This window comes from Halorubrum depositum (genome assembly GCF_007671725.1).
Lineage (GTDB): Archaea > Halobacteriota > Halobacteria > Halobacteriales > Haloferacaceae > Halorubrum > Halorubrum depositum.
The window spans coordinates 1,212,955-1,237,929 of sequence record NZ_VCNM01000002.1 but is presented as its reverse complement, the minus strand read 5'-3'; the positions used below and the strand labels follow the sequence as shown (position 1 = coordinate 1,237,929).

At 72.2% G+C, this 24,975-nt stretch carries 21 protein-coding genes; 7 read left to right on the top strand and 14 right to left on the bottom strand.

What is annotated here, in order from left to right; all coding sequences use genetic code 11:
• Window positions 1-4 precede the first annotated feature (4 nt).
• Both FGM06_RS13685 and FGM06_RS13680 read left to right on the top strand, forming a co-directional pair.
• Window positions 5-2,179: a hydantoinase/oxoprolinase family protein gene (locus FGM06_RS13685; RefSeq protein WP_144799785.1), complete on the top strand. Its 2,175-nt coding sequence runs from the start codon at window positions 5-7 to the stop codon at window positions 2,177-2,179.
• Complete coding sequence (locus FGM06_RS13680) at window positions 2,176-3,933, top strand: hydantoinase B/oxoprolinase family protein (protein ID WP_144799784.1); 1,758 nt, start codon at window positions 2,176-2,178, stop codon at window positions 3,931-3,933. Before FGM06_RS13685 ends, FGM06_RS13680 begins: the two co-directional genes overlap by 4 nt.
• Before the next feature lie 9 nt (window positions 3,934-3,942).
• Here the strand turns inward: FGM06_RS13680 and FGM06_RS13675 are convergent, their stop codons facing one another.
• The 4 genes from FGM06_RS13675 to FGM06_RS13660 form a co-directional block, all read right to left on the bottom strand.
• Entirely contained in the window at window positions 3,943-4,956 is a 1,014-nt protein-coding gene (locus FGM06_RS13675) for an aldo/keto reductase (protein WP_144799783.1), read from the bottom strand.
• 106 nt (window positions 4,957-5,062) lie between these two features.
• The gene (locus FGM06_RS13670) at window positions 5,063-6,532 is read right to left on the bottom strand and encodes a glycerate kinase type-2 family protein (RefSeq protein ID WP_144799782.1); all 1,470 of its coding nucleotides are present in this window, start codon (window positions 6,530-6,532) and stop codon (window positions 5,063-5,065) included.
• Between the two features lie 107 nt (window positions 6,533-6,639).
• Window positions 6,640-7,233: an endonuclease dU gene (locus FGM06_RS13665; RefSeq protein ID WP_144799781.1), complete on the bottom strand. Its 594-nt coding sequence runs from the start codon at window positions 7,231-7,233 to the stop codon at window positions 6,640-6,642.
• Between the two features lie 4 nt (window positions 7,234-7,237).
• Complete coding sequence (locus tag FGM06_RS13660) at window positions 7,238-7,420, bottom strand: DUF5786 family protein (protein WP_094522147.1); 183 nt, start codon at window positions 7,418-7,420, stop codon at window positions 7,238-7,240.
• Between the two features lie 131 nt (window positions 7,421-7,551).
• Here FGM06_RS13660 and FGM06_RS13655 point away from each other — a divergent pair, with 131 nt between their 5' ends.
• Complete coding sequence (locus FGM06_RS13655; RefSeq protein WP_144799780.1) at window positions 7,552-8,193, top strand: MBL fold metallo-hydrolase; 642 nt, start codon at window positions 7,552-7,554, stop codon at window positions 8,191-8,193.
• A 374-nt stretch (window positions 8,194-8,567) separates the two neighbouring features.
• Here FGM06_RS13655 and FGM06_RS13650 read toward each other — a convergent pair whose 3' ends face one another.
• The 4 genes from FGM06_RS13650 to FGM06_RS13635 all read right to left on the bottom strand — a co-directional run bounded on the left by FGM06_RS13650 (window position 8,568) and on the right by FGM06_RS13635 (window position 18,449).
• Entirely contained in the window at window positions 8,568-11,486 is a 2,919-nt protein-coding gene (locus FGM06_RS13650) for a DEAD/DEAH box helicase (protein WP_186311022.1), read from the bottom strand.
• A 435-nt stretch (window positions 11,487-11,921) separates the two neighbouring features.
• Window positions 11,922-13,343, bottom strand: a complete 1,422-nt coding sequence (gene kynU, locus FGM06_RS13645) for a kynureninase (RefSeq protein WP_144799779.1) — start codon at window positions 13,341-13,343, stop codon at window positions 11,922-11,924.
• Window positions 13,344-13,413: 70 nt separating this feature from the next.
• Window positions 13,414-16,125, bottom strand: a complete 2,712-nt coding sequence (gene leuS / locus FGM06_RS13640) for a leucine--tRNA ligase (RefSeq protein ID WP_144799778.1) — start codon at window positions 16,123-16,125, stop codon at window positions 13,414-13,416.
• A 128-nt stretch (window positions 16,126-16,253) separates the two neighbouring features.
• Window positions 16,254-18,449, bottom strand: a complete 2,196-nt coding sequence (locus tag FGM06_RS13635; protein WP_144799777.1) for a hypothetical protein — start codon at window positions 18,447-18,449, stop codon at window positions 16,254-16,256.
• A gap of 167 nt (window positions 18,450-18,616) precedes the next feature.
• Between FGM06_RS13635 and FGM06_RS13630 the strand changes: the two genes are divergently transcribed.
• Complete coding sequence (locus FGM06_RS13630; RefSeq protein WP_144799776.1) at window positions 18,617-19,018, top strand: SHOCT domain-containing protein; 402 nt, start codon at window positions 18,617-18,619, stop codon at window positions 19,016-19,018.
• Window positions 19,019-19,036: 18 nt separating this feature from the next.
• Here FGM06_RS13630 and hisE read toward each other — a convergent pair whose 3' ends face one another.
• The 3 genes from hisE to FGM06_RS13615 all read right to left on the bottom strand — a co-directional run bounded on the left by hisE (window position 19,037) and on the right by FGM06_RS13615 (window position 20,227).
• On the bottom strand, window positions 19,037-19,366 hold the full coding sequence (gene hisE / locus FGM06_RS13625; protein WP_144799775.1) for a phosphoribosyl-ATP diphosphatase: 330 nt from the start codon (window positions 19,364-19,366) through the stop codon (window positions 19,037-19,039).
• A complete protein-coding gene (pdxT, locus tag FGM06_RS13620) occupies window positions 19,363-19,956 on the bottom strand; it encodes a pyridoxal 5'-phosphate synthase glutaminase subunit PdxT (RefSeq protein WP_144799774.1) in 594 nt (197 codons plus the stop codon). Before pdxT ends, hisE begins: the two co-directional genes overlap by 4 nt.
• A 106-nt stretch (window positions 19,957-20,062) precedes the next feature.
• Window positions 20,063-20,227: a preprotein translocase subunit Sec61beta gene (locus FGM06_RS13615; RefSeq protein WP_144799773.1), complete on the bottom strand. Its 165-nt coding sequence runs from the start codon at window positions 20,225-20,227 to the stop codon at window positions 20,063-20,065.
• Between the two features lie 189 nt (window positions 20,228-20,416).
• Between FGM06_RS13615 and FGM06_RS13610 the strand changes: the two genes are divergently transcribed.
• The gene (locus FGM06_RS13610; protein ID WP_008002506.1) at window positions 20,417-20,686 is read left to right on the top strand and encodes a thioredoxin family protein; all 270 of its coding nucleotides are present in this window, start codon (window positions 20,417-20,419) and stop codon (window positions 20,684-20,686) included.
• Window positions 20,687-20,781: 95 nt separating this feature from the next.
• Window positions 20,782-20,931: a 50S ribosomal protein L40e gene (locus FGM06_RS13605; protein ID WP_144799772.1), complete on the top strand. Its 150-nt coding sequence runs from the start codon at window positions 20,782-20,784 to the stop codon at window positions 20,929-20,931.
• A 496-nt stretch (window positions 20,932-21,427) separates the two neighbouring features.
• Here the strand turns inward: FGM06_RS13605 and FGM06_RS13600 are convergent, their stop codons facing one another.
• From FGM06_RS13600 to FGM06_RS13590, 3 genes are read right to left on the bottom strand one after another with little or no spacing between them, the layout of a single operon-like run.
• Window positions 21,428-22,045, bottom strand: a complete 618-nt coding sequence (locus tag FGM06_RS13600) for a dolichol kinase (RefSeq protein WP_144799771.1) — start codon at window positions 22,043-22,045, stop codon at window positions 21,428-21,430.
• A gap of 3 nt (window positions 22,046-22,048) precedes the next feature.
• Complete coding sequence (gene glyS / locus FGM06_RS13595; RefSeq protein WP_144799770.1) at window positions 22,049-23,833, bottom strand: glycine--tRNA ligase; 1,785 nt, start codon at window positions 23,831-23,833, stop codon at window positions 22,049-22,051.
• On the bottom strand, window positions 23,834-24,682 hold the full coding sequence (locus tag FGM06_RS13590) for a CBS domain-containing protein (RefSeq protein ID WP_144799769.1): 849 nt from the start codon (window positions 24,680-24,682) through the stop codon (window positions 23,834-23,836).
• On the opposite strand from FGM06_RS13590, the gene FGM06_RS16375 reads away from it, so the two are divergent.
• Window positions 24,663-24,788 carry a hypothetical protein gene (locus tag FGM06_RS16375; protein ID WP_277752406.1) on the top strand — a complete coding sequence of 42 codons (126 nt, stop codon included), beginning with the start codon at window positions 24,663-24,665 and terminating at the stop codon, window positions 24,786-24,788. The two genes, FGM06_RS13590 and FGM06_RS16375, sit on opposite strands and share 20 nt — an antisense overlap.
• The last annotated feature ends 187 nt before the right edge of the window (window positions 24,789-24,975 follow it).

Below are 24,975 nucleotides of genomic sequence, written 5' to 3'. Positions count from 1 at the left end.
CGGCATGGCCGACGACAGCCGGCCCGTCCGGATCGGCGTCGACGTCGGCGGCACGTTCACCGACGCCGCGCTCCTCGTCGGCGACGACCTCACCACCGCGAAGGTGCCGACGACGACGCCCCAGAACGCCGGCGTCCTCGACGGGATCCGCGAGGCCTGCGCCGCGGCCGGGATCGACCCGACGGACGTCGACGCCTTCGCGCACGCGACGACGGCCTCCGTCAACGCCCTCTTGGAGCGCGACGGCGCGCGCACCGCGCTCGTGACGACCACGGGCTTCCGCGACGTCTTAGAGATCGGCCGCCAGACGCGCCCCTCCCTCTACGACCTGCGCGCCGAGAAGGCGCCCCCGCTCGTCCCCCGCCGGCGGCGGTTCGAGGTCGACGAGCGGGCGACGACCGGCGGGACCGAGCGGGCGGTCGACGCGGAGGCGGTCCGCGACCTCGCCGACGAGATCGCCGCGAGCGACGCCGAGAGCGTCGCCGTCTCGCTGCTGCACGCGTACGCGCACCCGGAGAACGAGGCCGCGGTCGCCGACGTCCTCCGCGAGGAGCTCTCGGTCCCCGTCTCCGCCTCTCACGACGTGCTCCCCGAGTTCCGCGAGTTCGAGCGCACGGCGACGACCGTCGCGGACGCCTACCTGACGCCGGAGCTCGACGCCTACCTCGGCCGCGTCGTCGCCGGCGCGCGCGACCTCGGACTCCCGGCGCCGCGGGTGATGCGCTCGAACGGCGGCGTCGCCGACGCGGCGACGGTCCGCGACAGCGCGGTCACCACGGTCCTCTCCGGGCCGGCGGCGGGCGTCGTCGGCGCGGCCGCGGTCGCGGGCGGCGAGACGCTCGGCGGGACGGAGGCGGGGTCCGGCTCCGCCGGCGGGTCCGCCGTCACCTTCGACATGGGCGGGACGTCGAGCGACGTGAGTCTCGTGCGCGACGGGCGCGTCGAGCGCACCGCGGAGACGACGATCGCCGACGTCCCGATCCGCACGCCGACGGTCGACGTCGAGACGGTCGGCGCGGGCGGGGGGTCGATCGCGTGGACCGACGCCGGCGGCGCGTTCCGCGTCGGTCCGGAGTCCGCCGGCGCCGACCCCGGCCCGGCCTGCTACGGGAAGGGCGGCACGGAGCCGACCGTCACCGACGCCGACGTCCTCCTCGGCTACATCGGCCCGGACGCGGCGCTCGGCGGCGACCTCTCGCTCGACGTCGACGCCGCCCGCGAGGCGCTCGCCCGGCTCGCCGAGGCGGCCGACATCGACGGGGCGGCCGATCTCGGCGGGAACGTCGGGTCCGGGAACGACGGCGAGACGGCGGACCCCCTCGACGCCCCCACCGCCGCCGCCCGCGGCGTCTACCGCGTCGCCAACGCGACGATGGCGCGGGCGATCCGGTCGGTGACGGTCGAGCGCGGTCGCGACCCCCGCGACTTCGACCTCGTCGCCTTCGGCGGCGCGGGGCCGATGCACGCCGCGGCGCTCGCGGACCGCCTCGAGATGGACCGCGTGCTCGTCCCCGGTCCGGCCGGCGTGCTGTCGGCGTACGGGCTGCTCGCGGCCGACGAGACCCACGACGCGGCCCGCACGGTCCGGCTCCCGCTTTCCGACGCGACCGCCGCCGACCTCGGTGACGCCTTCGCGGCCCTGACGGACCGGGTCCTCGACGACGTCTCCGACCCCGCGGCCGCCCGCGTCGAGCGCGCGGCCGACTGCCGGTACGCCGGGCAGAGCTTCGAGCTGACCGTCGACGCGGGGAGAGGCGAGGGGGACGGAGACGACGCGGACGGCGCCGCCGATCCCGCCGTCGACCCCGACGCCCTCGCCGAGCGCTTCGCCGCGGCCCACGAGCGCGCCTACGGCTACCGGCTCGACGCCGGCGTCGAGGCCGTCACGCTCCGGGTCACGGCCACGGTCGACGTCGAGGCGCCGACCGTCGACAGAGCGGGCGAGGCCGACGCCGAACGCGGGTCCCGCGAGGTCGTCTTCCCCGACGCGGGATGCGTCTCGGCGACCGTGTACGACCGCGACGCGCTGGGTCCGGGTGAGGCCCTCGACGGTCCGGCCGTGCTCGCGGGGACCGAAAGCACGACCGTGGTCCCGCCGGCGTGGGGCGGGCGCGTCCGCCGGGACGGGACGGTGGTGCTGGAGCGGGACGCGGTTGAGGCCGGAGGTGAGCGGCGATGACCGGGCGAGACGACGCCGGTGACCGCGACCGCGCGAGCGACGGCGCCCCCGCCCTCGACCCGGTCACCCTGGAGGTCCTCCGTAACCAGCTGGAGGGCGTCGCCGAGGAGATGGGACAGGTGCTGATCCGCGGCGCCTACTCGCCGAACATCACGGAGCGGCGGGACTGCTCGACCGCCCTGTTCGACGCCGACGGCCGGATGGTCGCGCAGGCGGAGCACATCCCGGTCCACCTCGGCGCGATGCCCGAGGCGGTCGCGGCCGTGCGGGAGCGCGATCCCGCGCCCGGCGACGTGTTCGTCCTCAACGACCCGTTCACGGGCGGGACGCACCTCCCGGACGTGACGCTCGTCTCGTCGCTGTCGCTCGACGGCGGCGTGGTCGGCTTCGCGGTCTCCCGCGCGCACCACGCCGACGTCGGCGGGATGGCGCCCGGGAGCATGCCGGCCGGTGCCCGCGAGATCCAGCAGGAGGGGCTCCGCATCCCGCCGCTCCGGCTCGTCGACGGCGGCGAGCGCGTCGACGACGTCCTCGACCTGATCCTCGCGAACGTCCGGACCCCGGCCGAGCGCCGCGCCGACCTCGAGGCGCAGCTCGCGGCCAACGAGCGGGCCGACGACCGGCTCCGCGAACTGGCCGACGAGCACGGCCGCGCCCGCCTCGAACGCGCCTTCGACGCCGTGATCGACTACTCCCGCGAGCGGATGACCGCCGCCATCGAGGACCTCCCGGACGGGACCTACGAGGCCGAGGACGCGATGGAGGGCGACGGCGTCACCGACGCCGACCTCCCGATCCGGGCCGCGGTGACCGTCGACGGCGACCGCCTCGCGGTCGACTTCGCGGGGAGCGCCCCGCAGGTCGACGGGAACTGCAACGCGCCGCTGGCGGTCGCGAAGAGCGCGGTGTACTTCGTCGTGCGCTGCGTCACCGACCCGTCGATTCCGCCGAACCACGGCTGCTACGAGCCGGTGTCGGTGTCGGCGCCCGAGGGGTCGATCCTCAATCCGAACCCGCCGGCGGCGGTCGTCGGCGGGAACGTCGAGACGAGCCAACGCGTCACCGACGTCGTGCTCGCGGCGCTCGGCGAGGCGGTCCCGGAGCGGGTGACCGCGGGGAGCCAGGGGACGATGAACAACCTCACGATCGGGAGCCGCGGCGGTCGTGGCGGGGACGGCGGGGGCGGCAGTCGCGACGGCCGCGGAGACCGCGAGGCCGCCCCCGACGAGTCGTTCACCTACTACGAGACGATCGGCGGCGGCTTCGGCGCGCGCCCGGACGCCGACGGGATGGACGGCGTGCAGGTCGGGATGACGAACACCCTCAACACGCCGGTCGAGGCGCTGGAGGCGGCGTACCCGCTCCGCGTGGAGCGGTACGCCTTCCGCCCGGACAGCGGCGGCGACGGGCGCCACCGCGGCGGGCTCGGGCTCGAACGGCGCGTTCGCGTCGAGACCGCCGCGACCGTCTCATTGCTGACGGAGCGACGGCGCCGCGCTCCAGCCGGCATCGAGGGCGGAGAGTCGGGCGCCACCGGCGAGAACCTGATCGACGGGGACCCGGTGCCGGCGAAGGCGACCGTCGACGTGGAGCCGGGGACGACGGTCACGGTCCGGACCCCGGGCGGGGGCGGGTACGGCGACCCGAGCGAGCGCGACCCGGCGGCGCGGGAGCGCGACCGCGCGGACGGGAAGGCGACGGGGGGCGGGGAGGCGGAACGGTCGGAGACCGAGCGATCCGACGGACCCGACTGACGGGGCGCCCTACAGCTCGTCGTACGGCCCGGCCTTCGCGGCGGTGAGGCGGTCGACCTGCTCGTCCGAGAGGTCGATCGACGCGGCCGCGAGGTTCTCCGCGAGCTGGTCGACGGTGCGGGCGCCGACGATCGGTGCGGTGACGTCGTCGCGGTGGGCGAGCCACGCGAGCGCGACCTGGGCGGGCGAGGCGTCGACCTCGTCGGCGACGGCGTCGAGCTCGTCGTGGACGTCGAAGTTCTCCTCGGTGAGGTACGCCTCCCGGAAGCGGCTCGACTCGGCGGCCTTCGACTCGTCGGGGAGGTCCTCGTCGCGGTCGTACTTCCCGGTCAAAAAGCCCTGTCCGAGCGGGCTCCACGGGGAGACGGCGAGGTTCTGCTGCCGGGCGAACTCCAGGTAGTCGCCCTCGACCTCGCGGTCGACGAGGTTGTAGCGCGGCTGGAGCACGGTGAACGGCTCCCACCCCTCGCTCCGGGCGATCGCGTTGGCGCGGGCGACCTTCCAGGCGTTCGGGCGGAGCGTCGACGCGCCGAGGTAGTGGACCTTGCCGGACTCGACGAGCCCGTTCAGGGTCTTCATCAGCTCGCGGGCCGGCGTCTCGTCGTCCCAGCGGTGGATGTACAGGACGTCGATATAATCGGTGTCGAGCCGGTCGAGGAGAGCGTCGACGCGGTGGCGGACGTTCTTGCGGTTCGTCCCGCGGCTGTTCGGGTCGCCGTCGCGGATCTGCCAGTACACCTTCGAGGCGACCGTGTAGCGCTCGCGGTCGCGCTCGGCGAGCCAGTCGCCGATCCAGCGCTCGCAGTCGCCGCCGCCGTACACGTCGGCGGTGTCAACGTATCTGCCGCCGGCGGCCTCGTAGGCGTCGAGCAGCTCGTGGGCGCGCGCCTCGTCGATCTCCACGTTCCCCGCCTCGGTCACGCGGCCGAAGCGCCACGTGCCGAGCTGGAGCTCGCTCGTTCGGAGCCCGGTCCGACCGAGCGGGACGGTGCCGAGGTCGATCTCGTCGAGTTCGGGCGTCATCTCTCCGAGCCTAAGCGCGGTCGCCGCAAAAACCCACAGCAACCGAACGTGACGCGTGAACGCTCCGCACGCCGGGACTAGACCGCGCCGGGACCGACGCTTTCGGTCACTCCCCGTCGGCCGCCTCGATCACGATCGCGCGCAGGTCGTTGACATTTGTCCCGGTCGGCCCGGTGCGGAGCAGCGCGCCGGCCTCGTCGAGCAGGGGGTAGGCGTCGTGGCGGTCGAGGGCGTCGCGGGCGACGTCCGGGTCCAGCGTCGTCGCGTCAGCGATCCCGCCCGCGGCGTCGGTGGGGCCGTCGATCCCGTCGGTGTCGGCGCTCGCGACGACGATGCGGGACGAACCCCCGTTCCCGCCGAGCGGCCCCTCGGCCAGCGCGAGGCCGGCGCTCGCCGCGAACTCCGCGTTCGGCCCGCCCGTCCCGTCGGCGTCGCCGAGCGTCACGGTCGTCTCTCCGCCCGAGAGCAGCACGGCCGGCGGCTCGGCGGGCGACCCCCGCACCGCGCACTCCTCCGCGATGGCGACGTGCGTGACGCCGGCGTCCCGGGCCTCCCCCCTGACTCCGGCGGCGAGCACCAGCGGCTCGTACCCGCGGTCTGCGGCGGCGTCCGCGGCGGCGTCGAGCGCGGTCCGGCCGTTGCCGACGACGAACGCCCGCGCGCGGTCGAACGCCGAGTCGCCCGCGGCCGGCGTCTCCGCGATCTCGCCCGCCGCGCCCGCGTCGAGCCGCTCGCGCACGGACTCCGGCGCGTCGAGGTCGTAGCGGTCCAACACCGCCAGCGCGTCCGCGTAGGTGGAGGGGTCGGGGACGGTCGGACCGCTCGCGATGATGTCGAGCGGGTCGCCAATCACGTCGCTGATCGCGAGCGTGGCGACGGTCGCGGGGCCCGCCGCCCGCGCGAGCTGCCCGCCCTTCACCGCCGAGCAGTGCTTGCGGACCGCGTTGATCTCGTCGATCGACGCGCCGCAGGCGAGCAGCGCCTCGGTCAGCTCGCGCAGGTCGTCCGGAGAGATCGGGTCGGCGGGCGCCGCGAGCAGCGCGCTCCCGCCCCCGGTGATCGCGGCGAGCACGAGGTCGTCCGGGCCGGCGCGCTCGGCGACGTCCAGCACGCGCCGCGCGCTCTCCACGCCCTCGTCGCTCGGGACCGGGTGGTCACCGGGCAGGATCTCTACGCCCGGCGTCGACGGTCGCTCCGACGGGTCCTCGGTGACGACGACGCCCTCGGCGATCTCGCGGCCGGTGCCTTCGAGCACTCGGGCGAGCGCGGCCGCGACCTCCGCGGACGCCTTGCCCGCCCCGATCAGGACCACGCGGTCGTAGTCGTCGAGGTCGTACTCGCCGACGCGGTCGGCGTCCGCACCGGTCTCCGACCCCTCGATCCGGAGGACGCCGTCGCGAACCGAGACGGCGCTCGGGATCAGCCGGTCCGGGCGCGCGGCCGCGATCCCGGCGGCGAGGCAGTCGAGTGCGACGCCGTGGGCCGGCGTCCGGACGAGTCGGTCGCGGTCGCGGAAGGTCACGTCGGGGGCGGAGTCGTCCGAGGCGCCGCCGTCCGGCGGAGAGTCGTCGCTCATGCGGAGGCGGTCGGCCGCGGGCGATATATATCCACGGGGGTCCGCTCGCCGTCCCGCTCCCCCTCCGCGGTCGCGCTGACGGGGGTCGCTGCGTCGCCGCCGTCCCGCTATCCCCCCGCGGTCGCCTCGCGGTGCGCGCTGGCCGCGATGGCGGCGAGCCGGAGCGGTTCGGGCCGGCGGAACCCGTCTCGGAGTAGGTCGCGGACGGCCGCGGCCGCGCGGCCGTCGTCGATCCCGACCGCGCGGACGAAGAGGGGGGCGGGGCGGTCGTTCGGCGAGTCGCGCTCCCCCTCTCCGTCGCGCTCGACCGGTACGCGGGGCGGGAGCGAGCGGTAGACGTCGAGCCGGCGGTCGAGGGCATCGCCGTCGAACGCGTCGCAGAGCGCGGGTTCGAGCCCGGGGCTCGCCTCGTAGCTCACCGCGTAGACGGGCCGGTCGAGGGCCTCGTGCAGGCGGCGGAGGTCGAGGAGATTGAACCAGGCGGGGGCGACCCCGGCGCAGGCGACGTGGCGGACGTCCTCGCGGTCGAGGGCGTCGAAGAGGGCGACCGCGGCGTCGGTCGCGTCGGTGCCGCCGACGGTGCAGCGCCCGAAGGCGAGGCCGTCGAGGGTCCCGTCGCGTCTGACGACGGCGCCGGCGAGGCGGCTGGTTCGGTCGCCGTCGGAGAAGGCGATCCCGAGCGTCCGGCTCGGCGCGGTCACCCGATCAGTTCTCCTCGGATTTGATCTCCTGGAGCCGGTCGAGGAGCTCGTCGTTGGAGGCGCCGGGCTCGTAGTCGACGGAGCCCTCGTGTACCTCTTCCGCCGCTCGGACTCCGTCCTCGTCGTCGAAATCCGCGTCCAGGTCCTGGTTCTCCTGTTCGGATTCGTCGTAGCTTCCGAAGCCCATATGTGTGTAACAGTAGCAGGGCACGAGTGATAAATCCCCTGCCGGGATCGGATCCGGGGACTCCGGCGCGGCACCGACACCGCGTCGCCGCGGCGTACACGTTTTTACGCCGCGAACGCCCTCGTGTGGGTATGGAGCCGATCACCGTCACTGCCGACGCGGAGGAGTTCACCTGCAACGCGTACCTCGTGCCCGGCGAGGCGCCGACGCTGGTCGACGCCGGAACGATGCCCGGCGTGGGCGACGTCATCGCCGACGCGCTCGACGACGCCGGCGTCGACGGGTTAGACCGGGTCGTGTTGACCCACCAGCACCACGATCACGTCGGCGAGCTCGACGCGGTGCTCGACCGCTTCGACGCCACCCTCTACGCGAAGGCCGCGCACCCGCGGCGCGACGTGGGCATCGTCGACGGCGACGAGATCCTGATCGGCGACGAGCCCTGCGAGGTCGTCGAGAGTCCGGGTCACGCCGACGACCACGTCGCGTTCGTGGGCGAGGAGCGGCTCTACTCCGGCGACGTGGTCGTCTACAACGACGGCGCGTTCGACGACGGCTCGTTCGGTCGCACCGACATGGCTGGCCAGTCGCGCGAGGAGCTGATCGAGAGCCTCCACACGATTCTCAACGTGCTCCCGGACACCGTCGAGGCGATGTATCCCGGCCACGGTGACGTCTACCGCGCGAGCGACGGTCCCGACACGGTCCGCGAGGTCATCGAGCGCGCGACCGAGCGCGCCGAGCGACGCGAGCCGAAGTACCCGGACGAGTAGAGGGCGGGTTGCGGAATCGACGGCGACTATTTATAAATAAAATTACGCCGGCGCGCGCCTCCGAGTGGCCGGTAGGCCACGAGGAGCGCCGCGCGAGGGAGTCGCTGGCGCCGATGGCGCCAGCGACGAGGCTGGGGAGGCGTGAGGCTGCGGTTGCTGTGCGGGGTGGGGCTCAAAGGGGCAGTCGCGAGGACGAAGCACACCGACGCAAGGACCGCAGGGAGCGAGCAGCGCGAGCGACTGAGGACCGCAGCGAGGTGCGCGAGTCGTCGCGACTGGGGCTTTGGAGGTGTTCGCCGTACGGCCGATTAATTATAAGTGCCCGATCACACTACGCGTTCTTTTATGACCGAATGTGATTCTTGAGCCCCGATCTAGTCCCAGAACGACTGCGTCCGCGCGTACTCGCGCTCCTGTCTGAGCACGTCGCGGTAGAACTCGTCGTCGTCCTCGCGCAGCTTGTTGATGATCCGCGCGGCGTTGTGCGGCCCCACGCCGCGCGCCGCCAGCGCGATCACGGCGCGCTTCCCGTGCGTCTGGACGAGGCTAGCCGCCCGATGCGCCCGCTTCGTCCGCCGCTCCTGCTCCTCGTCCTTCTCGGTCGCTCTGACCGCCGCGACCGTCTCGTCGTCCCACGGGTTCAGCGCCGCGACGCGGGTCGAGCCGCACTCCGGGCACTCCGGCCGATCGGGGATGCGCCGCACCTTCGTCGTGCGCTTCCAGTCGGCACAGTGGAGACAGAACAGGATGACGCGGTCGTTCCGGATGCGCTCGCGGACCGTCTCGATCACGTCGGCGTCGGCGTTCTCGGGGACGAGGAACTCGGTCCCCGCAGAGCGTCCGGCCGTGCCGAGAGGGGTGCGTTCGCGGGCGATTTCGAGGTCGAGGGAGCCGTCCCGGACCTCCCTGAGGACCTCCGCCGTCTCCGCGACCGCGAGGTCGGCGTGGAACACCTCGCGGAGCGCCTCGTCGTAGACCGGCGTCCCCTCCAGCGCCGCGAGGAGGCGGTCGCCGCCGAACCGCCCCCTCCCCTCGCGGTAGCGCTTGACGGCGCCGAACTTCGCGGCGACCTGCGCCAGCGTGAACTTCAGCGCGTCGGACTTTTTCAGGGCGAGTTCGAGGTACGCCTCCAGCCGGTCGGGGTCGGTCGTCTCCAACACCTCCCGGAAGGTCGCGGGATCGACGCCGTGAGGCACCTCGAACTCGATCCGGTACGGGTCGACGTCCATCCCGACCGACGAGCCGGCGCGCTGGCCCACGAGCGCCGCGAGCAGCCGCGCGAGCGTCTCGTTGACCTCGTGGCCGAAGGCGGCGTTGACCGCGACCGTGCGGGCGCTCCCCTCGATCACGACCCGGCGGTCCGCGGGCACCGGGTGGCCGGCGTCGACGTGGTCGACCACCGGTTTCAGCGCGGCCGCGATCGTCCCCTCGTCTGCGGGGTAGCGCTCGGCGAGGTCGGCCGCGACCGCCTCGGGCGTCGAGCCCGCCTCTAGCGCCTCGGCGGCCTCGCCCCGAATTCGCCCGACCTCCTCGGCGACGGGCTTGGGGACGGGAATCTCCCGACCGATCCACGAGGGCACCTCGCCCGCGGGGTCGGCGATGGGCGTGACGTTCACGCGCTCCTCCTCCTCGTCGACCTCGGTGATGCGCCACATCTCGCCGCGCTGGATGAACGTCTCGCCCGGCCCGGCGAAGTTGACGACGAACCGCTCGTCGAGGGTGCCGATGCCGCGTCTTGAGGACATGTCGTACACCTCGTAGGTGGACTCGTCGGGGATCATCGAGAGGTTCGCGTAGAAGTACTGCCACGTGCCCCCCGACTTCTCCAAGGTGTCCGACTCCTCGTCGAGCCACAGCAGCCGGTTCCCGTCCAGCTCCCGGACGATCTCCTGGAACTGCGGCTCCGAGAGGTCGCGGAACGGGTAGGCGCTCGTGACCGTGTCGTACGCCTCCCGAGCGTGGACGTCGCCCTCGTCCATCACGACCCCGACGATCTGGTTCGCGACGGTGTCGAGGCTCCCGTGGTGGATCGCGGCCGGTTCGACGAGCTCGGCGTCGGCGCGCCGGGCGATCGCCAGCGCTTCGAGGGTGTCGTCGCCGCCCTGCGTCACGACGGTCCCCTCCGAGACGAGGTCGCGGCGGTGGCCCGCGCGCCCGACGCGCTGGAGCAGCCGGGCGACCTCGCGCGGGCTCCCGTACTGGACCACGTGGTCGACGCGCCCCACGTCGATGCCGAGCTCCATCGACGAGGTGCAGACGAGCCCGTCGATCTCGCCCGCCTTGAACCGATCCTCCACGTCGATCCGGACGTCCTTCGAGAGCGAGCCGTGGTGGACCTCTATCTCGGTGGGGTCGTCGACCGCCCCGTCCTTCTCCTCCCGCTCCGCGAGCGTCTTGAACCGCGAGCCGAGCGCCTCCGCGGTCTGGCGCGTGTTGACGAAGATCAGGGTCGACTCGCGGTCCGCGACGATCTCCCGGATCGTCCGGACGTGGCTCGCGGTCGTCTCGTCGACCGCCAGCTCGCCCGCGAGGGTCGTGTCTCGGCCCGTGATCTCCGGATCGAGCACCCGGACGTCGGTCCGCGTCCCGGCCGCGACCTCGACGATCTCGAACTCGCGGTCGCCGGGGCGGTCGGGGTCGCGCTTTCCGGACCCGACGAGGAACCGCCCGACCTCCTCGGGCGTGCCCACGGTCGCCGAGAGCCCGACCCGCTGGAACGGACCCGCCACGCGCCGGAGGCGTTCGAGCCCGACCGTGAGCTGCGCGCCGCGCTTCGCCGAGGCCAGCTCGTGGACCTCGTCGATCACGACGTGGGCCACGTCCTCAAGCGCGACCCGCATCTTCGAGCCCGTCAGGATCGCCTGGAGGCTCTCCGGCGTCGTGATGAGCACGTCCGGCGGGTCGTCGGCCTGTTTGCTCCGCTCGTACCGCGTGGTGTCACCGTGGCGCACCGCGACCTCGACGCCGAGCCGGTCGCCCCACCACTCCAGCCGGTCCATCATGTCGCGGTTGAGCGCGCGGAGCGGCGTGATGTACAGCGCGGAGATCCCCTCGCGGGGCTGGTCCCCGGGCGAGTCGCGGGCGTCGACGACCGCGTCGAAGACGGGGAGCATCGCGGTCTCCGTCTTCCCGGTGCCCGTCGGGGCGAGGACGAGGGCGTTCTTCCCCTCGGCGAGCGGCGGGATCGCCTCGCGCTGGGGTTCGGTGGGGGTGGAGAAACCCTGATCGGAGAGCGCCTCCCGGACCTCGCTCCCGAGGTGCGCGAACGCGTCCATGCCCGACGGTTCCGCCATTAGCTGATCGTCGGACGTTGGGCGCTCGGGCGATTAAGCCCGTCGCTATACGTGGTTTGGGTATGAGTGATCGGTGGCGGGATCGGTTGTCGGTTCCCGATCGCTGCCGACCGATCAGGGGTGGATATCTCCAAAGCCCCAGCTGCTCGACTGTAGGCGGTCGACGCTGGATCACCGATGAACACCTCCAAAGCCCCAGCCGCGAGGCGCTTCGCGCCTCTGGAAGCCGGCGGCGAAGCCGCCGGCGACTGCCCCTTCGAGTCCCGCCCCGGACAGCACAGCGACCACGCCTCACGCCTCCCCAGCCTCGTCGGTGGTCCTCCGCTTTGCTACGGACCACCGACTCCCTCGCGCACGCTCCTCGCGGCCGCCGAGGGCGGCCGCTCGGAGGCGCGCGCCACCGCGGTCTGATTTATAAATTAGTGCTCCGTGTCCCTACGTCACCCCGCCCTCTCCCGTCGCGTACTTCTCGTGCACGCCGCTGTCGAGAATCGCCTCGATCTCGTCGACCACCTCCAGCACGTCCGCGAACGAGGTGTACGGCGCGGCCGGACAGACGCGCACCACGTTCGGCGGGCGGAAGTCGACGACCACGCCTCGGTCTTTGAGAGCCGCGCTCAGCCGCTCCGCGTCGGGGTGTTCGAGGGCGACGTGGCCGCCGCGGACCGCGTGTTCGCGGGGCGTGCCGACCGAGACCTCGGGAAGCCGGTCGTCGGCGAGGGCGATCAGGAAGTCGGTGAGCGCGAGCGACTTCGCCCGGAGCCGGTCGATCCCGGCCTCCCGGAGGAGTTCCACGGAGCCTTCCAGGGGCGCGGCCGCGAGCAGCGGCGGGGTGCCGATCTGCCACGCGCCCGCCGAGTCGGCCGGGGTGTACTCCATGTTCATCTCGAACTGCGTCGCCTTCTCGTGGCCCCACCACCCCGTCAGCGCAGGCGTGAGCCCGTGATGGCGCTCCGCGACGAACAGCGCGCCGACGGAGCCGGGGCCGGCGTTGAGGTACTTGTAGGTACACCACACCGCGAAGTCGACGCCGCTCTCCCCGAACCGGTGCGGGACCGCGCCCGCGGAGTGGGCCGCGTCGAAGCCGGCGTACGCGCCGGCCTCGTGGGCGGCCTCGGTGATCCGCGGAACGTCGAACAGCTGCCCGGAGCGGTACAGCGCGGTCGGCATGAAGACGATCCCCACGTCGTCGTGCGCCGCCAGCGCGGCCTCGACGTCGCGGGGGTCGATCGTCCGCCCGTCCCGGCTCTCGACGACGCGGAGCTTCTCGTCGGGGTCGATCCCGCGCTGCCGGAGCTGCGCCCGGATCGCGTAGTGGTCGGAGGGGAAGTCGAGCCCGTTGGCGAGGACGGCGGGGTCGACGCTCGGGTCCCAGCTCCCGTCTGCGGCCTCGACCTCGGCCCGTTCCGGGCCGTTCCCCGCCAGCAGCTCGTCGAGGAAGGTGCCGATCAGGGTGTGGATGTTGACGGTGATCGAGTTGCCGACGACGACCTCCGCGGGGTCCGCACCCACCAGCGGCGCGAGCGCGTCGCCGAGCCGCTCGCCCACCGAGAACCACGGCGGGTCGGCGTCGGTCCACCCCGAGATCAGCCGCTCGCGCCACTCGTCGACGACGCGGTCGAGGCTCGCGAGGGCGGCGTCGCTCGCGGGGCCGAGCGAGTTGCCGTCCATGTACAAGCGGTCGCCCGGCACGTGATACCGGTCCGCGAACGCGGAGAGTGGGTCGGCGTCGTCGAGGCGGGCGGCGAGGACGGCGGGGTCGGCGTCGTCGAACTCGCGCGCGTCACCGTCGGCCGCGCCGCCACCGAGCCCGTCGCCGACGAGGGCGTCGCGGGCGGGGGCGTAGGGGTCGTCCATACGGGTTCGGGTGTCGCCGTCGACTAATCGCTTCCGCCGCGCCGGAGTCGTTTAAAAATGCCGCAGGTCGCTACTCGGCGATGTCGATCGCGGGGCGACCCGGCTCCGCCTTGCGGACCACCGCGTCGTCGGCGTCCGCGGCGCGCTCGACGCGGACCGGGGCGTCGAACTCGCGCTCGATCAGCCACGCGGCCGCCCGGAGCGCGTCGTACTCGTCGTCGGCCGACAGGGTCGCCTGCAGCGCCTCGCGGTTCGCCTGCAGGTCCTGCCCGTAGGAGGCGGCGTCGTCGCCCCGCTCGCGGATGTGGCTCTCCCCCATCAGCTCGGAGATGAGGTTGTCCGCGTCGCTGTCGATCGCGATCTCCAGCGCGTCGTACTTCCAGTCGGGGGCGACGACGACGTCGATCCGCTCGGGGTCCTCGATGCCGGCGACCTCGACGATGTCGCGCACGTCCTCGCGGGTGTTCGCCACCAGCCGGCGACGCTTCTCGACCGTCTCGCGGTCGACCGTCGCGGTCGGCCAGTCGGCCTCGACGACGAACCCGTCCCGTCCCAGCGCCTCCCACAGCTCCTCGGCGAGGTGCGGGACGACCGGCGCGAGCAGCCGGACGGCGACGTCCAGCCCGCGCTCGAAGGTCTCGGGGTCCGGGTCGGCGTGCCCGCGGTAGCTCCGGAGCGTCCCCACGAGGTCCTGCGCCTCGCGGAGCGCGACGTTGAACGTCAGGCCGTCGTACTCCGCGCCCGCGATGGCGACGGCGGCGTCGACCTCGTCGGCGACGTACTCGTCGATCGTGTCGCGGTCGGTGGTCGCCGCGTCGCCGTCGTCCGCGTCGTCCCCCGTCGCGTCGCCGTCGTCATCCGCCGCGTCGCCCGCGACGCGCTCCTCGACGAGGTCGCTCAGGCGGGAGAGGAACCGGTGGGTCGACCGCACGCCCTCCTCGGACCAGTCGAAGTCGCGCTCGGGCTGGGCCGCCTGCATCATGAACAGCCGGGCCGTGTCGGCGCCGTACTCGTCGACGATGCGCTGCGGGGAGACGACGTTCCCCTTCGACTTGGACATCTTCTCGCCCTCAAGCTGGACCATCCCCTGCGCCAGCAGGTTCGTGAACGGCTCACGGTGCTGTAACCCCTCCTCGTCGGCGAGCACCTTGGTGAAGAAGCGGGAGTACAGCAGGTGCATCACGGCGTGCTCGATGCCGCCGACGTACTGGTCGACCGGCATCCAGTCGTTCGCGCGCTCTGGGTCGAACGGCGCGTCGTCGAGGCCCGGCGAGACGTAGCGCAGGAAGTACCACGAGGAGTCGACGAACGTGTCCATCGTGTCGGTCTCGCGGGTGGCCGGCTCGCCGCAGTCGGGACACGCGGTCCGCTTCCACTCCTCGGCGGCGTCCAGCGGGTTCCCGGTGGTGTTGATGAAATCCGGCAGCTCGACCGGCAGGTCCTCGTCCGGGACCAGTACCGGGCCGCAGTCGTCGCAGTGGACGACCGGGATCGGGGTGCCCCAGTAGCGCTGGCGGGAGATCCCCCAGTCGCGCAGCTGGTACTGGGTGCTCTCCGCGGCGCTCTCGATGTCCGCGGTGAGCCGCTCGCGGGCCGTCTCGCTGTCGAGGCCGCTGTACTCGCCGGAGTCGATCAGCACGCCGTCGTCGGTGAACGCTTCCTTGCTCACGTCGGGCGCGTCCGGGACCGCCTCGCCGTCCCAGTCGTCCGGCTCCGGTGCGACGACCGGGCGGATGTCGACGCCCATCTTCGTCGCGAACGCGTGGTCGCGCTCGTCGTGGCCGGGCACCGCCATCAGCGCGCCCGTCCCAACGTCCGAGAGGACGAAGTCGGCGACGAAGACGGGGATCTCCTCGCCCGTGGCCGGGTTCGTGGCGGTGAGGCCCGTCTCGACGCCGTTCGGCTCGTCGCCCTCGGGGTCGGCCTCGTGGCGGACGAACTGGTGGACCGCGTCGTCCTCGGCGGCCAGCTCCTCGCTGATCGGGTGATCCGGCGCGAGCGCGAAGAACGTCGCGCCGTGGACCGTGTCGACGCGGGTGGTGAACGCCTCGACGGGGCCGTGGCCGTCGATATGGAAGTCCAGCGTCGTCCCGTACTGCCGGCCGATCCAGTTGCGCTGCATCTGTCGCACCGAGTTGGGCCACCCCTCCAGGTCGTCGATGGCCTCTAACAGCTCGTCGGCGTACTCGGTTATTTTCAGGAACCACTGATCGAGGTCGCGGGTCTCGACGGGCGTGTCGCACCGCCAGCACAGCTCGGCGTCGCCCTCGACCTGCTCGTCGGCGAGGACGGTCTCGCAGGAGGGACACCAGTTCACCTCGGCGTCGCGCCGCTCCACGAGATCGGCGTCGGCGAAGCGCGTGAACAGCCACTGGTTCCACTCGTAGTACTCCGGCGTGCAGGTGGTGATCTCGCGGTCCCAGTCGTAGCCGAACCCCATCGACTTCATCTGCCCGCGCATCGTGTCGATGCAGTCGAACGTCCAGTCGCGGGGGTTGGTGTCGCGCTCCTTGGCGGCGTTCTCGGCGGGGAGGCCGAACGCGTCCCACCCCATCGGGTGGAGCACCTCGTCGCCGCGCATCCGGCGGTACCGGGCGTACGCGTCCGTGATGGTGTAGTTGCGGACGTGACCCATGTGGAGCTTCCCGGACGGGTACGGGTACATCCCCAGCACGTAGGTGGGGTCGTCGGCCTCGTCCGGCGTGTGATACACGGAAGCGTCTTCCCACGCCTCCTGCCACCGATTTTCGACCGCGGTGTGGTCGTAACCCTCCTGAGACATCTGCTTATATACTCGTGGTCGGGTCGGCGTCGTATAGCTTTCCATCCACTGGTGCGGCGTGGCACACCGCCTCGTGGGCGAGAGTCCAACGGCGGCGCGCCGGCGACGCGGAGGAAGCGGCCGGCCGCCTACAGCTTCCCGGCGTTCTGAGCCTGCTCGACGCGCCGCGTCGCCTGCTCGACGCGCTTCCCGGTCGCGTTCGCGAGCCCCGGCGGGAGCCCCTCGCGAGCCGCCGCGAGCCGCTCCTCGATCCGCGCGATCCGGTCGAGCACGTTCGCCAGCTGGCGCTCCGTCCCCTCGCCGTCTCCTTCGCGGGCGCGCTCCTCGGCCCGCTCGGCGGCGTCGACGGCGGCCGCGAGGGCGCGTTCGAGCCCGTTCACCGCGTTCGACGGGCCGCCGCCGGAGCTACCACCGCCACCGCCGGAGCCGCCGCCCGAGTCGTCGCTTCCGTCGTCGTCATCGTCGCCGCCGTCGCTCTCCGCCGCCGCGGCCGCGACCGCGGCGCGCGTCTCCTCGGCCACGTCGGCGACGTAGCCGGCGAGCGGGGCCGCCCCGGTCTCCGGGCGCTCGATCCGGATCGGCTCCTCCGTCTCGGCCGCCTCGGTCGCCGGGTTCACGCGGTAGGCGCCGACCTCGTCGTCGGCGTCGCGGACCTCGGTCGTGTACGCGCCGCCGGCGTGGACGTAGGCCGCGTCGCTCCCGTCGATCGCGGAGTCGTAGATCCGGCCGGCGAAGTCGTCCTCGATCGCCGTCCGCGTCAGGTCGACGTCGCTCTCCGCGTCCGACAGCTCCACCTTCCGCGCGTCCTCGCTGGCGACGAGCGGGATCTCGCCGTCGACGCCGGCGGCCGTCACGGGCTCGTCGGCCGAGACCGTCAGCTCCTCGCTGTGCGGTGCCCGCCCGGCGCCGTTCACCGTCAGGCGGTGGTCGCCCTCGGGGACCCCGTTCGCGACCGCGATCCCGCCGGCGAACGTCGGGACGGCCTCGGGGTCGCTCTCGATCAGGACGAACGACTCGACGCCCGCGTCGGTCGTCGTCAGCCCCTCGCCGTCGGGGGCCTCGTCGGTCTCGGTCGCACGCGTGACACGGGCGACGACCGCGTCGAGCGCGCCGGCCGCCTCGGCGCCGAACGACTCGTCGTCGGCGATCGCGTCGTACCGGGCGGCGAGCTCGGCGCGGTGGTTCCCGGCGGTGACGTCGAGCGCGGGGCTCTCGTAGCGGGGCTGCTCCCACGGGACGCCCGTGGTCGTGATGTGGCTCGCGACGGCGTCCTCGACGGCCTCGGGGACCGCGAACTCGAAGCTGAGCTGCGGCCCGGTGAACGCCGCGATGTCTTCCAGCTCGGCGCTCTCGACGAGCTCGTAGCCGACCACCTCGTCGACGGTCTCGTCAGCGAGCGCGTCCTCCCGGTCGGCGTGGCGGAAGGCGATCCCCGTCTCCCGGAGCGGGAGGTCGGTCGGGGGCGACCGCAGCGCGTCGAGCGACCGGACCGTCAGCGCGCCGTCCACCAGCGACTCCTCCGTGACCGACGGGAGGTCGGGATGCTCGTAGATCGGCGCGCCCTCGTACTCGGGGACGACGAAGGGGAGCCGAGCGCCCTCGTCGCGGGGGAGCCCGTACGCGATGGGGATCCCGAGGAGGTCTTCGACGGTGTCGATCGTCGTGTTCGTGATGTCCGCGAGGATCCCCTCCTCGCCGACGCGCTGGAAGCGGTCGGGGATCTCGTTGACCGAGAGCGTGCTGGAGTGCGAGCCGAGCTCGGGGAGGATCCGCGGGACCACGTCGGGGTCCGGGTCGAGGAACTCGTTGTTCGGGACGCTCCGCGAGTGCGAGCTGGCGACGTACAGCTGGGGGTCGCCGGTGTCGAGGTCGACGAAGACGTGGAGCACCTCCCAGTCGTGCCAGTGGAAGTTCGCGGTGAACTGATCGAACGCGGAGTAGAACCAGAACTGAACGACCGCGAGCGGCGAGTCCTCGTACCGGACCCCGTTGTAGAACACCGTCGGGTCCGGCGGCTCGCCCGCCTCGTCGAACCGCTCGTGGTAGCCGTCGAACGCCGCGAAGCCGTCGACGACCGTCTCGCCGTCCTCCTCGGTCGCGTACGGCCGCGGGTCGGTGGGGAACCACGGCTCCGCGGAATCGAAGTACAGCGTCGGCGCGAACCGGGCCGCGAGCTCGTCGAGCCGGTCGGAGTCCAGGTCGCCCGTCGCGGCGTCGTCCGGCTCCGAGCCGGAGCAGCCGGCGACCGCGGCGCTCCCGGCGCCCGCGAGCGCGCCGAGGACGGTCCGGCGGTCGACGGTTCGGCGGCCGGGCTCCTCGGTCACGGCGGGCCCCCGTCGGACCTCACGGGAACGCGTCTCGGACGGGTTCGAGATTCCGGTACCATTTCCGAATGTAACGAATACCCCCGAGAATAAGTCTTCTGACGGCGAGACGGTCTCGGACCGACCCCGGCCGAAGGTATTTGCGCTCGGACCAGTGAATCCCTCGTATGGACGGGAAGAAGGCCCTCTACTACGGCGCGGTCGCGCTCGCGGTCCTGATCGGCGTCAGCGTCCTCGTCTCCGTCGTCTCGGCGATCCTGAGCCTCGCGTGGGCGGTGGTCTCCGGAATCGTCACGCTCGCGGTTCTCGCCGGGGTCGTCTACGTCGCTTATCGGGCCGGCTCGTGGTTCTTCGGGAGCGACGACGCCTCGGTCGACGCGGACGCGATCGGCGAGTCGTGGTCCTCCTCGTCGACGACCGACGACGCGCCGGAGGGCCGACAGGACCGGCTCCGCCGGCAGTACGTCGAGGGACAGATCGGCGAAGAGGAGTTCGAGCGCCGGATCGAAAGCGAGCTGCAGACGGAGGAGCTCGACGACATCGACCGGGAGCTCGAGCGGGAGCGGTAGGCGGCGAACGGGAGGCGGTCAGAACCGCTCGCGGAGCTCGCCGCGGAGGTCGTCAAGGTCGAGGTCCTTCATCGCGAGCAGCACCAGCAGGTGGTAGACGAGGTCGGCGCTCTCGGCGGTGAGCTCGTCGAGGTCGTCGTCCTTCGCCGCGAGGATGGCCTCGGTCGACTCCTCGCCGATCTTCTCTAAGACGGCGTTCTCGCCTTTCTCGTGGGTGAACAGCGAGGCGGTGTACGACCCCTCGGGGAGCTCCGACTTCCGCGACTCGATGGTGGCGAACAGCTCGTCGAGGACGGCCTCGGGCGGAGCGTCGGGGTCCTCCCTCGCGTCGGTCTCGGGGTCGCTCACGCGATCACCTCGCGCTCGGGGAAGAAGGCGAGGTCGTGGATCCGCGAGTCGTCCGTGAGTTCCGGGTGGAACGCGGTGGCGACGACGGGGCCGTCGCGCACCGCCACCGGACGCCCGTCGACGGTCGCGAGCACCTCGACGTCTGGGCCCACCTCGTCGATGAGCGGCGCGCGGATGAACACGGCGTGGAACGCCTCGTCGAGCCCGGTCACCGGAACCTTCGCCTCGAAGGAGTCCTTCTGGCGGCCGAACGCGTTGCGGTCGACGGAGACGTCGACGAGCCCGAGCGCGTCGACGCGGTCGTCCTTCGCGTCCCGCGAGCAGACGATGAGGCCGGCGCAGGTGGCGAGCACGGGCCTCCCGCTCGCGACGTGCTCGCGGATCTCCGCGTCGATCCCTTCCCGGCGGATCAGCCGCGAGATGGTCGTCGACTCCCCGCCCGGCATGAGGAGGACGTCGCAGTCGGGCACGATCCCGGCGTCGCGGACCTCGACGACCTCGGCGGGCTCGTCGTGGGCGGCCGCGGCGTTCCGGACGGCGGCGGCGTGCTCGGCCACGTCGCCCTGCACGGCGATGACGCCTGCTTTCATGGAACCGACTCGGTCGGGGACGGGCAAAAAGGGCGCGCTACGGGGCGGTCGGTGGGGAGTGTTCGGCCAGTCGGTCGGGAGGCGTTCGGCCGGTCGAATCGACGCGTTAGGCGACCGTCAGCGAGAGGATCTGCACGAAGGTGCCGAAGAGGACGCAGAACGCGAGGACGGTTTTCGGGCTCATCGCGATCGCGTCCCGGTCCTGGGTGTCGAAGTAGCGGACCAGTCCCGCACTGGACATCAGCCCGCCGGAGTTGGAACCACTGCTCATACCCGATGGTGGTCCGCGCGGCGTTCTAAACGTTTCGCTCGCGGTCGCAGACGCGGTCGGCGGGATCGCGGGTCGCCTCGGCGATCGATGGGCCGCAGTCGCCTTGGTGCCCGACGGGTCGCAGTCTGTCGGGCGCGTGCACGAGTGGGAAACTCTTATGCGCGGTCCGACGGTAGAACTGGCCGGATAATGACTGTTCGACTGCTGGATTTTCACGCTGACTGGTGCGGCCCGTGTAAGACGCAGGACCCGATCCTGGAGGAGATCCAGGAGGACCTCGGCGACGCCTTCGAGCTCCAGAAGGTGAACGTCGACGAGGAGCAGGACGTCGCCAACCAGTACCAGGTACGCTCGCTCCCGACGCTGATCATCGAGAACGACGACGGCGTCGTGGACCGGTTCGTCGGCGTCACCCAGCGCGAGGACATCGAGGCCGCGCTCTCCGAAGCCGGCGCCTGAGGCTCGGACGACCCGTCTGATCCGGGCGGCCGGTGGTGGCGCCGGGCGCCGCCGCGTCTCGCAACCTTTTACAGCGTCGCCGCGACAGTAGCCGTATGGCCAGTTTCGACGCCGCGGAACGCCGCAATCTCGACCGGCAGATCTGCATGCGCTGTAACGCCCGCAACGCCCCCGACGCGAAGCGCTGCCGAAAGTGCGGCTACACGAACCTCCGCCCGAAGGCGAAGGAACGCCGCGCGACGTAAGCGGTCTCTTGTCCGCGGTTCTCGTCGGCTCGTCCCGGTCGATTAGCGAGCGGTTTTATCAGCTCAGTCGTCGTGCAGTCGGCTGTTTTTGAGTCGTAGCTACCGACGATCTATAGGAGACCTCCAAAGCCCCAGCCGCTCGGTGATACGTGACCGACGACCCTGCGGAGAACACCACCAAAGCCCCAGCCGGCGAGGCGGGCGCACGCTCGCTGCGCTCCTCGGTCACTCACTCCGTTCGTTCCCTGCGGTGCTTACGTCGCCTGCGCCCGCCTCGCCGGCTGCCCCTTTGAGTCCCACCCAACCGCTCCGCACCGCAGCCTCACACCTCCCCAGCCTCGTCGGTCGCCCTCCGCGTTGCTCCGGGCGACCGACTCCCTCGCGCGTGCTCCTCGCGCCCGATGGGCGCTCGAAGGCACGCGCCACCGCAATTATTGACTAATAAATAGCGATCGCACCCTCACACTCGCAAACGATCTGCGATCCACGCCGCGCCCTACCCCAACAAAGCGATCGCGAGGAGCATCCCGCTGGCGGCGGCGGGCGGAATGGTGAGGTTGTCGTCGACGGCGACGCCGCGGACGATCGGCGGGAGGCCGTCGGCGACGGCGGCGGGACCGGCGCCCGCCATCGCGACGACGACGCCCACGTCGGGGCCGAACGCGGGGATGGTGAAGGGGGCGGCGAGCCCGAAGCAGACGAGGAACATCGCGATCCACGCCGCGGGGCGTTTCGCCTCCGTGGCGTCGTTGTCCGCGAGGGCGCCGCTGACGGGGTCGCCGACCGACAGCATCCACATCGCGGGGATCGCGAGGGTCGGCTCCAAGAGGAGGACCGCGCCGGTCATGCTCACCTGGTACAGCGCGTACCCCGCGAGCGCGTCCGACTCGTACTCCCGGGTGAGCTTCCGGTAGAGCGAGTGATTGAGGCCGACCACGAGCCGGAGGAACTCCAGGGTGAGCATGACGGCGAGCGCGGCCACGAGGAAGTAGCGCGTCTCCGTCCACGTGAACCAGCCGAGCAGGTACGGGGCCGGGTAGAGGGTGCCTCCGGCGTGGACCAGCCGTCGCTCGAACTCCACCTCGGCCCGCCACTCCGCCGCCGGAAGGGGCACGGGTCAGTTGGTCTCGACGTCGGTCTCGACTGTCTCGTACCGGTCCAGAAGCGCGTCGAACGAATCGCCCGCGCGGAGCGCGGCCAGCTCGCCGGCCAGGTCGTCGGCGGGGACCCGGACCTGCGCGGCCGAGTCGCGCTCGCGGACGGTGACGGTGTCGGGGCCGTCGCCCTCGATCCCGTCGCGGTCGACCGTGACGCAGAACGGCGTGCCGACCTCGTCCTGCCGGCGGTAGCGCCGCCCGATCGAGCCGGAGTCGTCGTACGCCACCGCGAGGCCGGCCGCGCGCAGGTCGCTCGCGACCCGGTCCGCGAGGTCGACGAGCCGGTCGTCGTTCGTCACCAGCGGGAACACCGCGGCGTCCTGCGGCGCGATCTCGGGCTCCAGGGAGAGGTACGTCCGCGCCTCGCCGTCGACCTCGTCCTCGCGGTAGCCGTGTGCGAGCAGCGTCTGGACGGTGCGCCCCACGCCGAAGGAGGGCTCGACGACGTGCGGCGTGATGTGCTCGCCGCTCTCGGTCGTCTCCTCGACGGCGAAGTTCGCGACGTCGGCGTCGACGTCGCGCGGTTCCCCGTTCACGTCGACCGAGACCGTCTCGCCGTCGAAGGCGTCGGGGTCGCGCTCCGCGAGCGTCTCCAGCGCGTCGGCGACCGCGCCGGCGTCGCCGCCGAACTCGGGGCCGAGGACCGACATGTCGGGGTCGACCGTCGCGCGTTCGACCGTCTTCGGCTCGTCGTAGCGCTTGAAGACGGTGAACGAGTCGTCGCCGTACTCGCCGTGCTTCGAGAGGTCGTAGTCGGAGCGGTACGAGAAGCCCGCGATCTCGATCCAGTCGCCGTCGACCTCGCTCTCCGCGTCCCAGCAGTCGGCCGCGTAGTGGGCGCGCTCGCCCGCGAGGTGCTGGCGGAAGCGGAACCGGTCGGTGTCGACGCCGACGCGCTCGTACCACTCCTTGGCGACGCCGAGGTAGTAGCCGACCCACGGGGAGCCGATGATCCCCTCGTCGACCGCCTCGCCGACCGTCGTCTCGACGTAGTCGCCGTCGGCGGCCTCCTGTTCGGTCGCGGGGTACAGCCGGACGTCGACGTCGCGGACGCGGTCCAGCGGCGGCTCGTCCTCCTCGGGGTCGATGAACTGCTCTAACTCGGCCTGCGTGAACTCGCGGAGCCGGAGGAGCCCGCCGCGCGGCGAGATCTCGTTGCGGTAGGCGGGGCCGATCTGGGTGATCCCGAACGGGAGGTTGCCGCGGGCGTACTCCTTCAGGCGCGGGAACTCGACGAAGATCCCCTGGGCCGTCTCCGGGCGGAGGTAGCCGGGCTGGCCGTCGCCCGGGCCGATGTCGGTCGCGAACATGAGGTTGAAGGCCTCGACCGGCTCGCCGGCGAGGGGGGTGCCGCAGGCGGGACAGGCGATCTCGTTGTCGGCGATGAGCGCCTCGACCTCCTCGCCGGGGAGCGCCTCGGCGTCCTCGATGTCGGTGACGGCCTCCACGAGGTGGTCGGCGCGGTGGGACTCGCCGCACTCGCCGCACTCGACGAGCATGTCGTCGAACCCCTCCAGGTGGCCGGAGGCCTCGAAGACGGCCTCCGGCATCACCGTCGGCGCCTCGATCTCGCGGTTCCCCTCGCGGATGGTGAACCGGTCGCGCCACGCGTCCTCCAGGTTCCGCTTCAGGGCCGCGCCCTGCGGGCCGAAGGTGTAGAAGCCGGCGGTCCCGCCGTACGCGCCGTTCGAGCCGAAGAAGAACCCCCGCCGTTTCGCCAGCTCGACGAGGTCGTCCGCGGCCATCTAGAGGCCCTCCAACAGGTCGACGTCGCGCACGATGCCGTCGAGGTCGGTTCCGTTGACCAGGGGGACCTGCTCGATGTCGTTGCTGATGAGCTCCTGGGCGACCTCCTTGGCCGTCCGGGTGCCGCTGACGGTGACGAGGTCCTCGGTCATGAAGTGGCGGGTCGCCTCCCCGGGGATCTCCACGTTGCGGGTCGGGAGGTAGCGCGCGCCGGTCGCCTTGACCCCCTCCCAGGACCACTCGGAGTCCTGCTCGGCGATGGAGTCGCCCGTGCTCGCCTCCCCCTCGACGACGCGGGCGACCTCGAGGATGTCGACCTCGGTGAGGATGCCGGCGATCCCCGCGTCGTCGTCGAGCACGACCGCGTAGGGGACGTTCGCGAGCCCGATCTCCCGCTCGGCGACCGGCAGCGGCGTCTCCGTGTGGGTCGCGTTGACCGCGCGGGTCGCGAGCCCGCCGACCTCGCGATCCCCGTCGATCTCGCCGCGGGCGATCGCCCGGACGACGTCGGTGACGGTGAGGATGCCGACGAGCGACTCGCCGTCGACGACCGGGAGCCGGCGGGAGTTCTCGGCGACCATCGTGGCCGCGGCGTCGACGATGTCGCCGTCGGCGCCGACGGTCGGCACCTCCCGCATCAGCAGCGCGAGCTGGTCTTCGTCGGGCTGCTCGATGAGGTCGTCGCGCGTGACGAGCCCGCGGTACACCTCGTCGCCGTCGACGTCCTTCACGACGGGGACCGAGGAGAAGCCGTGCTCCTGGATGTACTCCAGCACGTCGTTCCGGCTCCCGGGAATCTCGACGACGACGAGATCCGACCGCGGCGTCATGGCATCTGACACGTTCATGCACCGTCTTTCAGCGTGCCACCTCTTGTATACTGCGAAGGTGGTCGGCGACGGCGCGGGGGACGGTTCGACCACCGCCGGCGGCGCCGACCTCCCCGAGCGGTGACGTGTCCGCGGCCGCGGTCCGGTCCTCGGGAGGACGTACACACTCGACAGCGATCCGACCGGTCCGTCGGATCGACGCCCGAGCGGACCCGGATCCCACGAATCTACGGTTTCAGACCGTATTCGCCGTCGATCCGCTCGCTCGAACCGGAATTCCCCGACTGTAGACGGCTGCGGTTCGGAACGCT

Coding starts and splice junctions, on each gene's coding strand:
- FGM06_RS13685 (WP_144799785.1), top strand. CDS start 5: ATGGCCGACGACAGCCGGCCCGTCCGGATCGGCGTCGACGTCGGCGGC.
- FGM06_RS13680 (WP_144799784.1), top strand. CDS start 2,176: ATGACCGGGCGAGACGACGCCGGTGACCGCGACCGCGCGAGCGACGGC.
- FGM06_RS13675 (WP_144799783.1), bottom strand. CDS start 4,956: ATGACGCCCGAACTCGACGAGATCGACCTCGGCACCGTCCCGCTCGGT.
- FGM06_RS13670 (WP_144799782.1), bottom strand. CDS start 6,532: ATGAGCGACGACTCTCCGCCGGACGGCGGCGCCTCGGACGACTCCGCC.
- FGM06_RS13660 (WP_094522147.1), bottom strand. CDS start 7,420: ATGGGCTTCGGAAGCTACGACGAATCCGAACAGGAGAACCAGGACCTG.
- FGM06_RS13655 (WP_144799780.1), top strand. CDS start 7,552: ATGGAGCCGATCACCGTCACTGCCGACGCGGAGGAGTTCACCTGCAAC.
- FGM06_RS13650 (WP_186311022.1), bottom strand. CDS start 11,486: ATGGCGGAACCGTCGGGCATGGACGCGTTCGCGCACCTCGGGAGCGAG.
- kynU (WP_144799779.1), bottom strand. CDS start 13,343: ATGGACGACCCCTACGCCCCCGCCCGCGACGCCCTCGTCGGCGACGGG.
- leuS (WP_144799778.1), bottom strand. CDS start 16,125: ATGTCTCAGGAGGGTTACGACCACACCGCGGTCGAAAATCGGTGGCAG.
- FGM06_RS13630 (WP_144799776.1), top strand. CDS start 18,617: ATGGACGGGAAGAAGGCCCTCTACTACGGCGCGGTCGCGCTCGCGGTC.
- pdxT (WP_144799774.1), bottom strand. CDS start 19,956: ATGAAAGCAGGCGTCATCGCCGTGCAGGGCGACGTGGCCGAGCACGCC.
- FGM06_RS13615 (WP_144799773.1), bottom strand. CDS start 20,227: ATGAGCAGTGGTTCCAACTCCGGCGGGCTGATGTCCAGTGCGGGACTG.
- FGM06_RS13610 (WP_008002506.1), top strand. CDS start 20,417: ATGACTGTTCGACTGCTGGATTTTCACGCTGACTGGTGCGGCCCGTGT.
- FGM06_RS13605 (WP_144799772.1), top strand. CDS start 20,782: ATGGCCAGTTTCGACGCCGCGGAACGCCGCAATCTCGACCGGCAGATC.
- glyS (WP_144799770.1), bottom strand. CDS start 23,833: ATGGCCGCGGACGACCTCGTCGAGCTGGCGAAACGGCGGGGGTTCTTC.
- FGM06_RS16375 (WP_277752406.1), top strand. CDS start 24,663: ATGGCATCTGACACGTTCATGCACCGTCTTTCAGCGTGCCACCTCTTG.
- FGM06_RS13590 (WP_144799769.1), bottom strand. CDS start 24,682: ATGAACGTGTCAGATGCCATGACGCCGCGGTCGGATCTCGTCGTCGTC.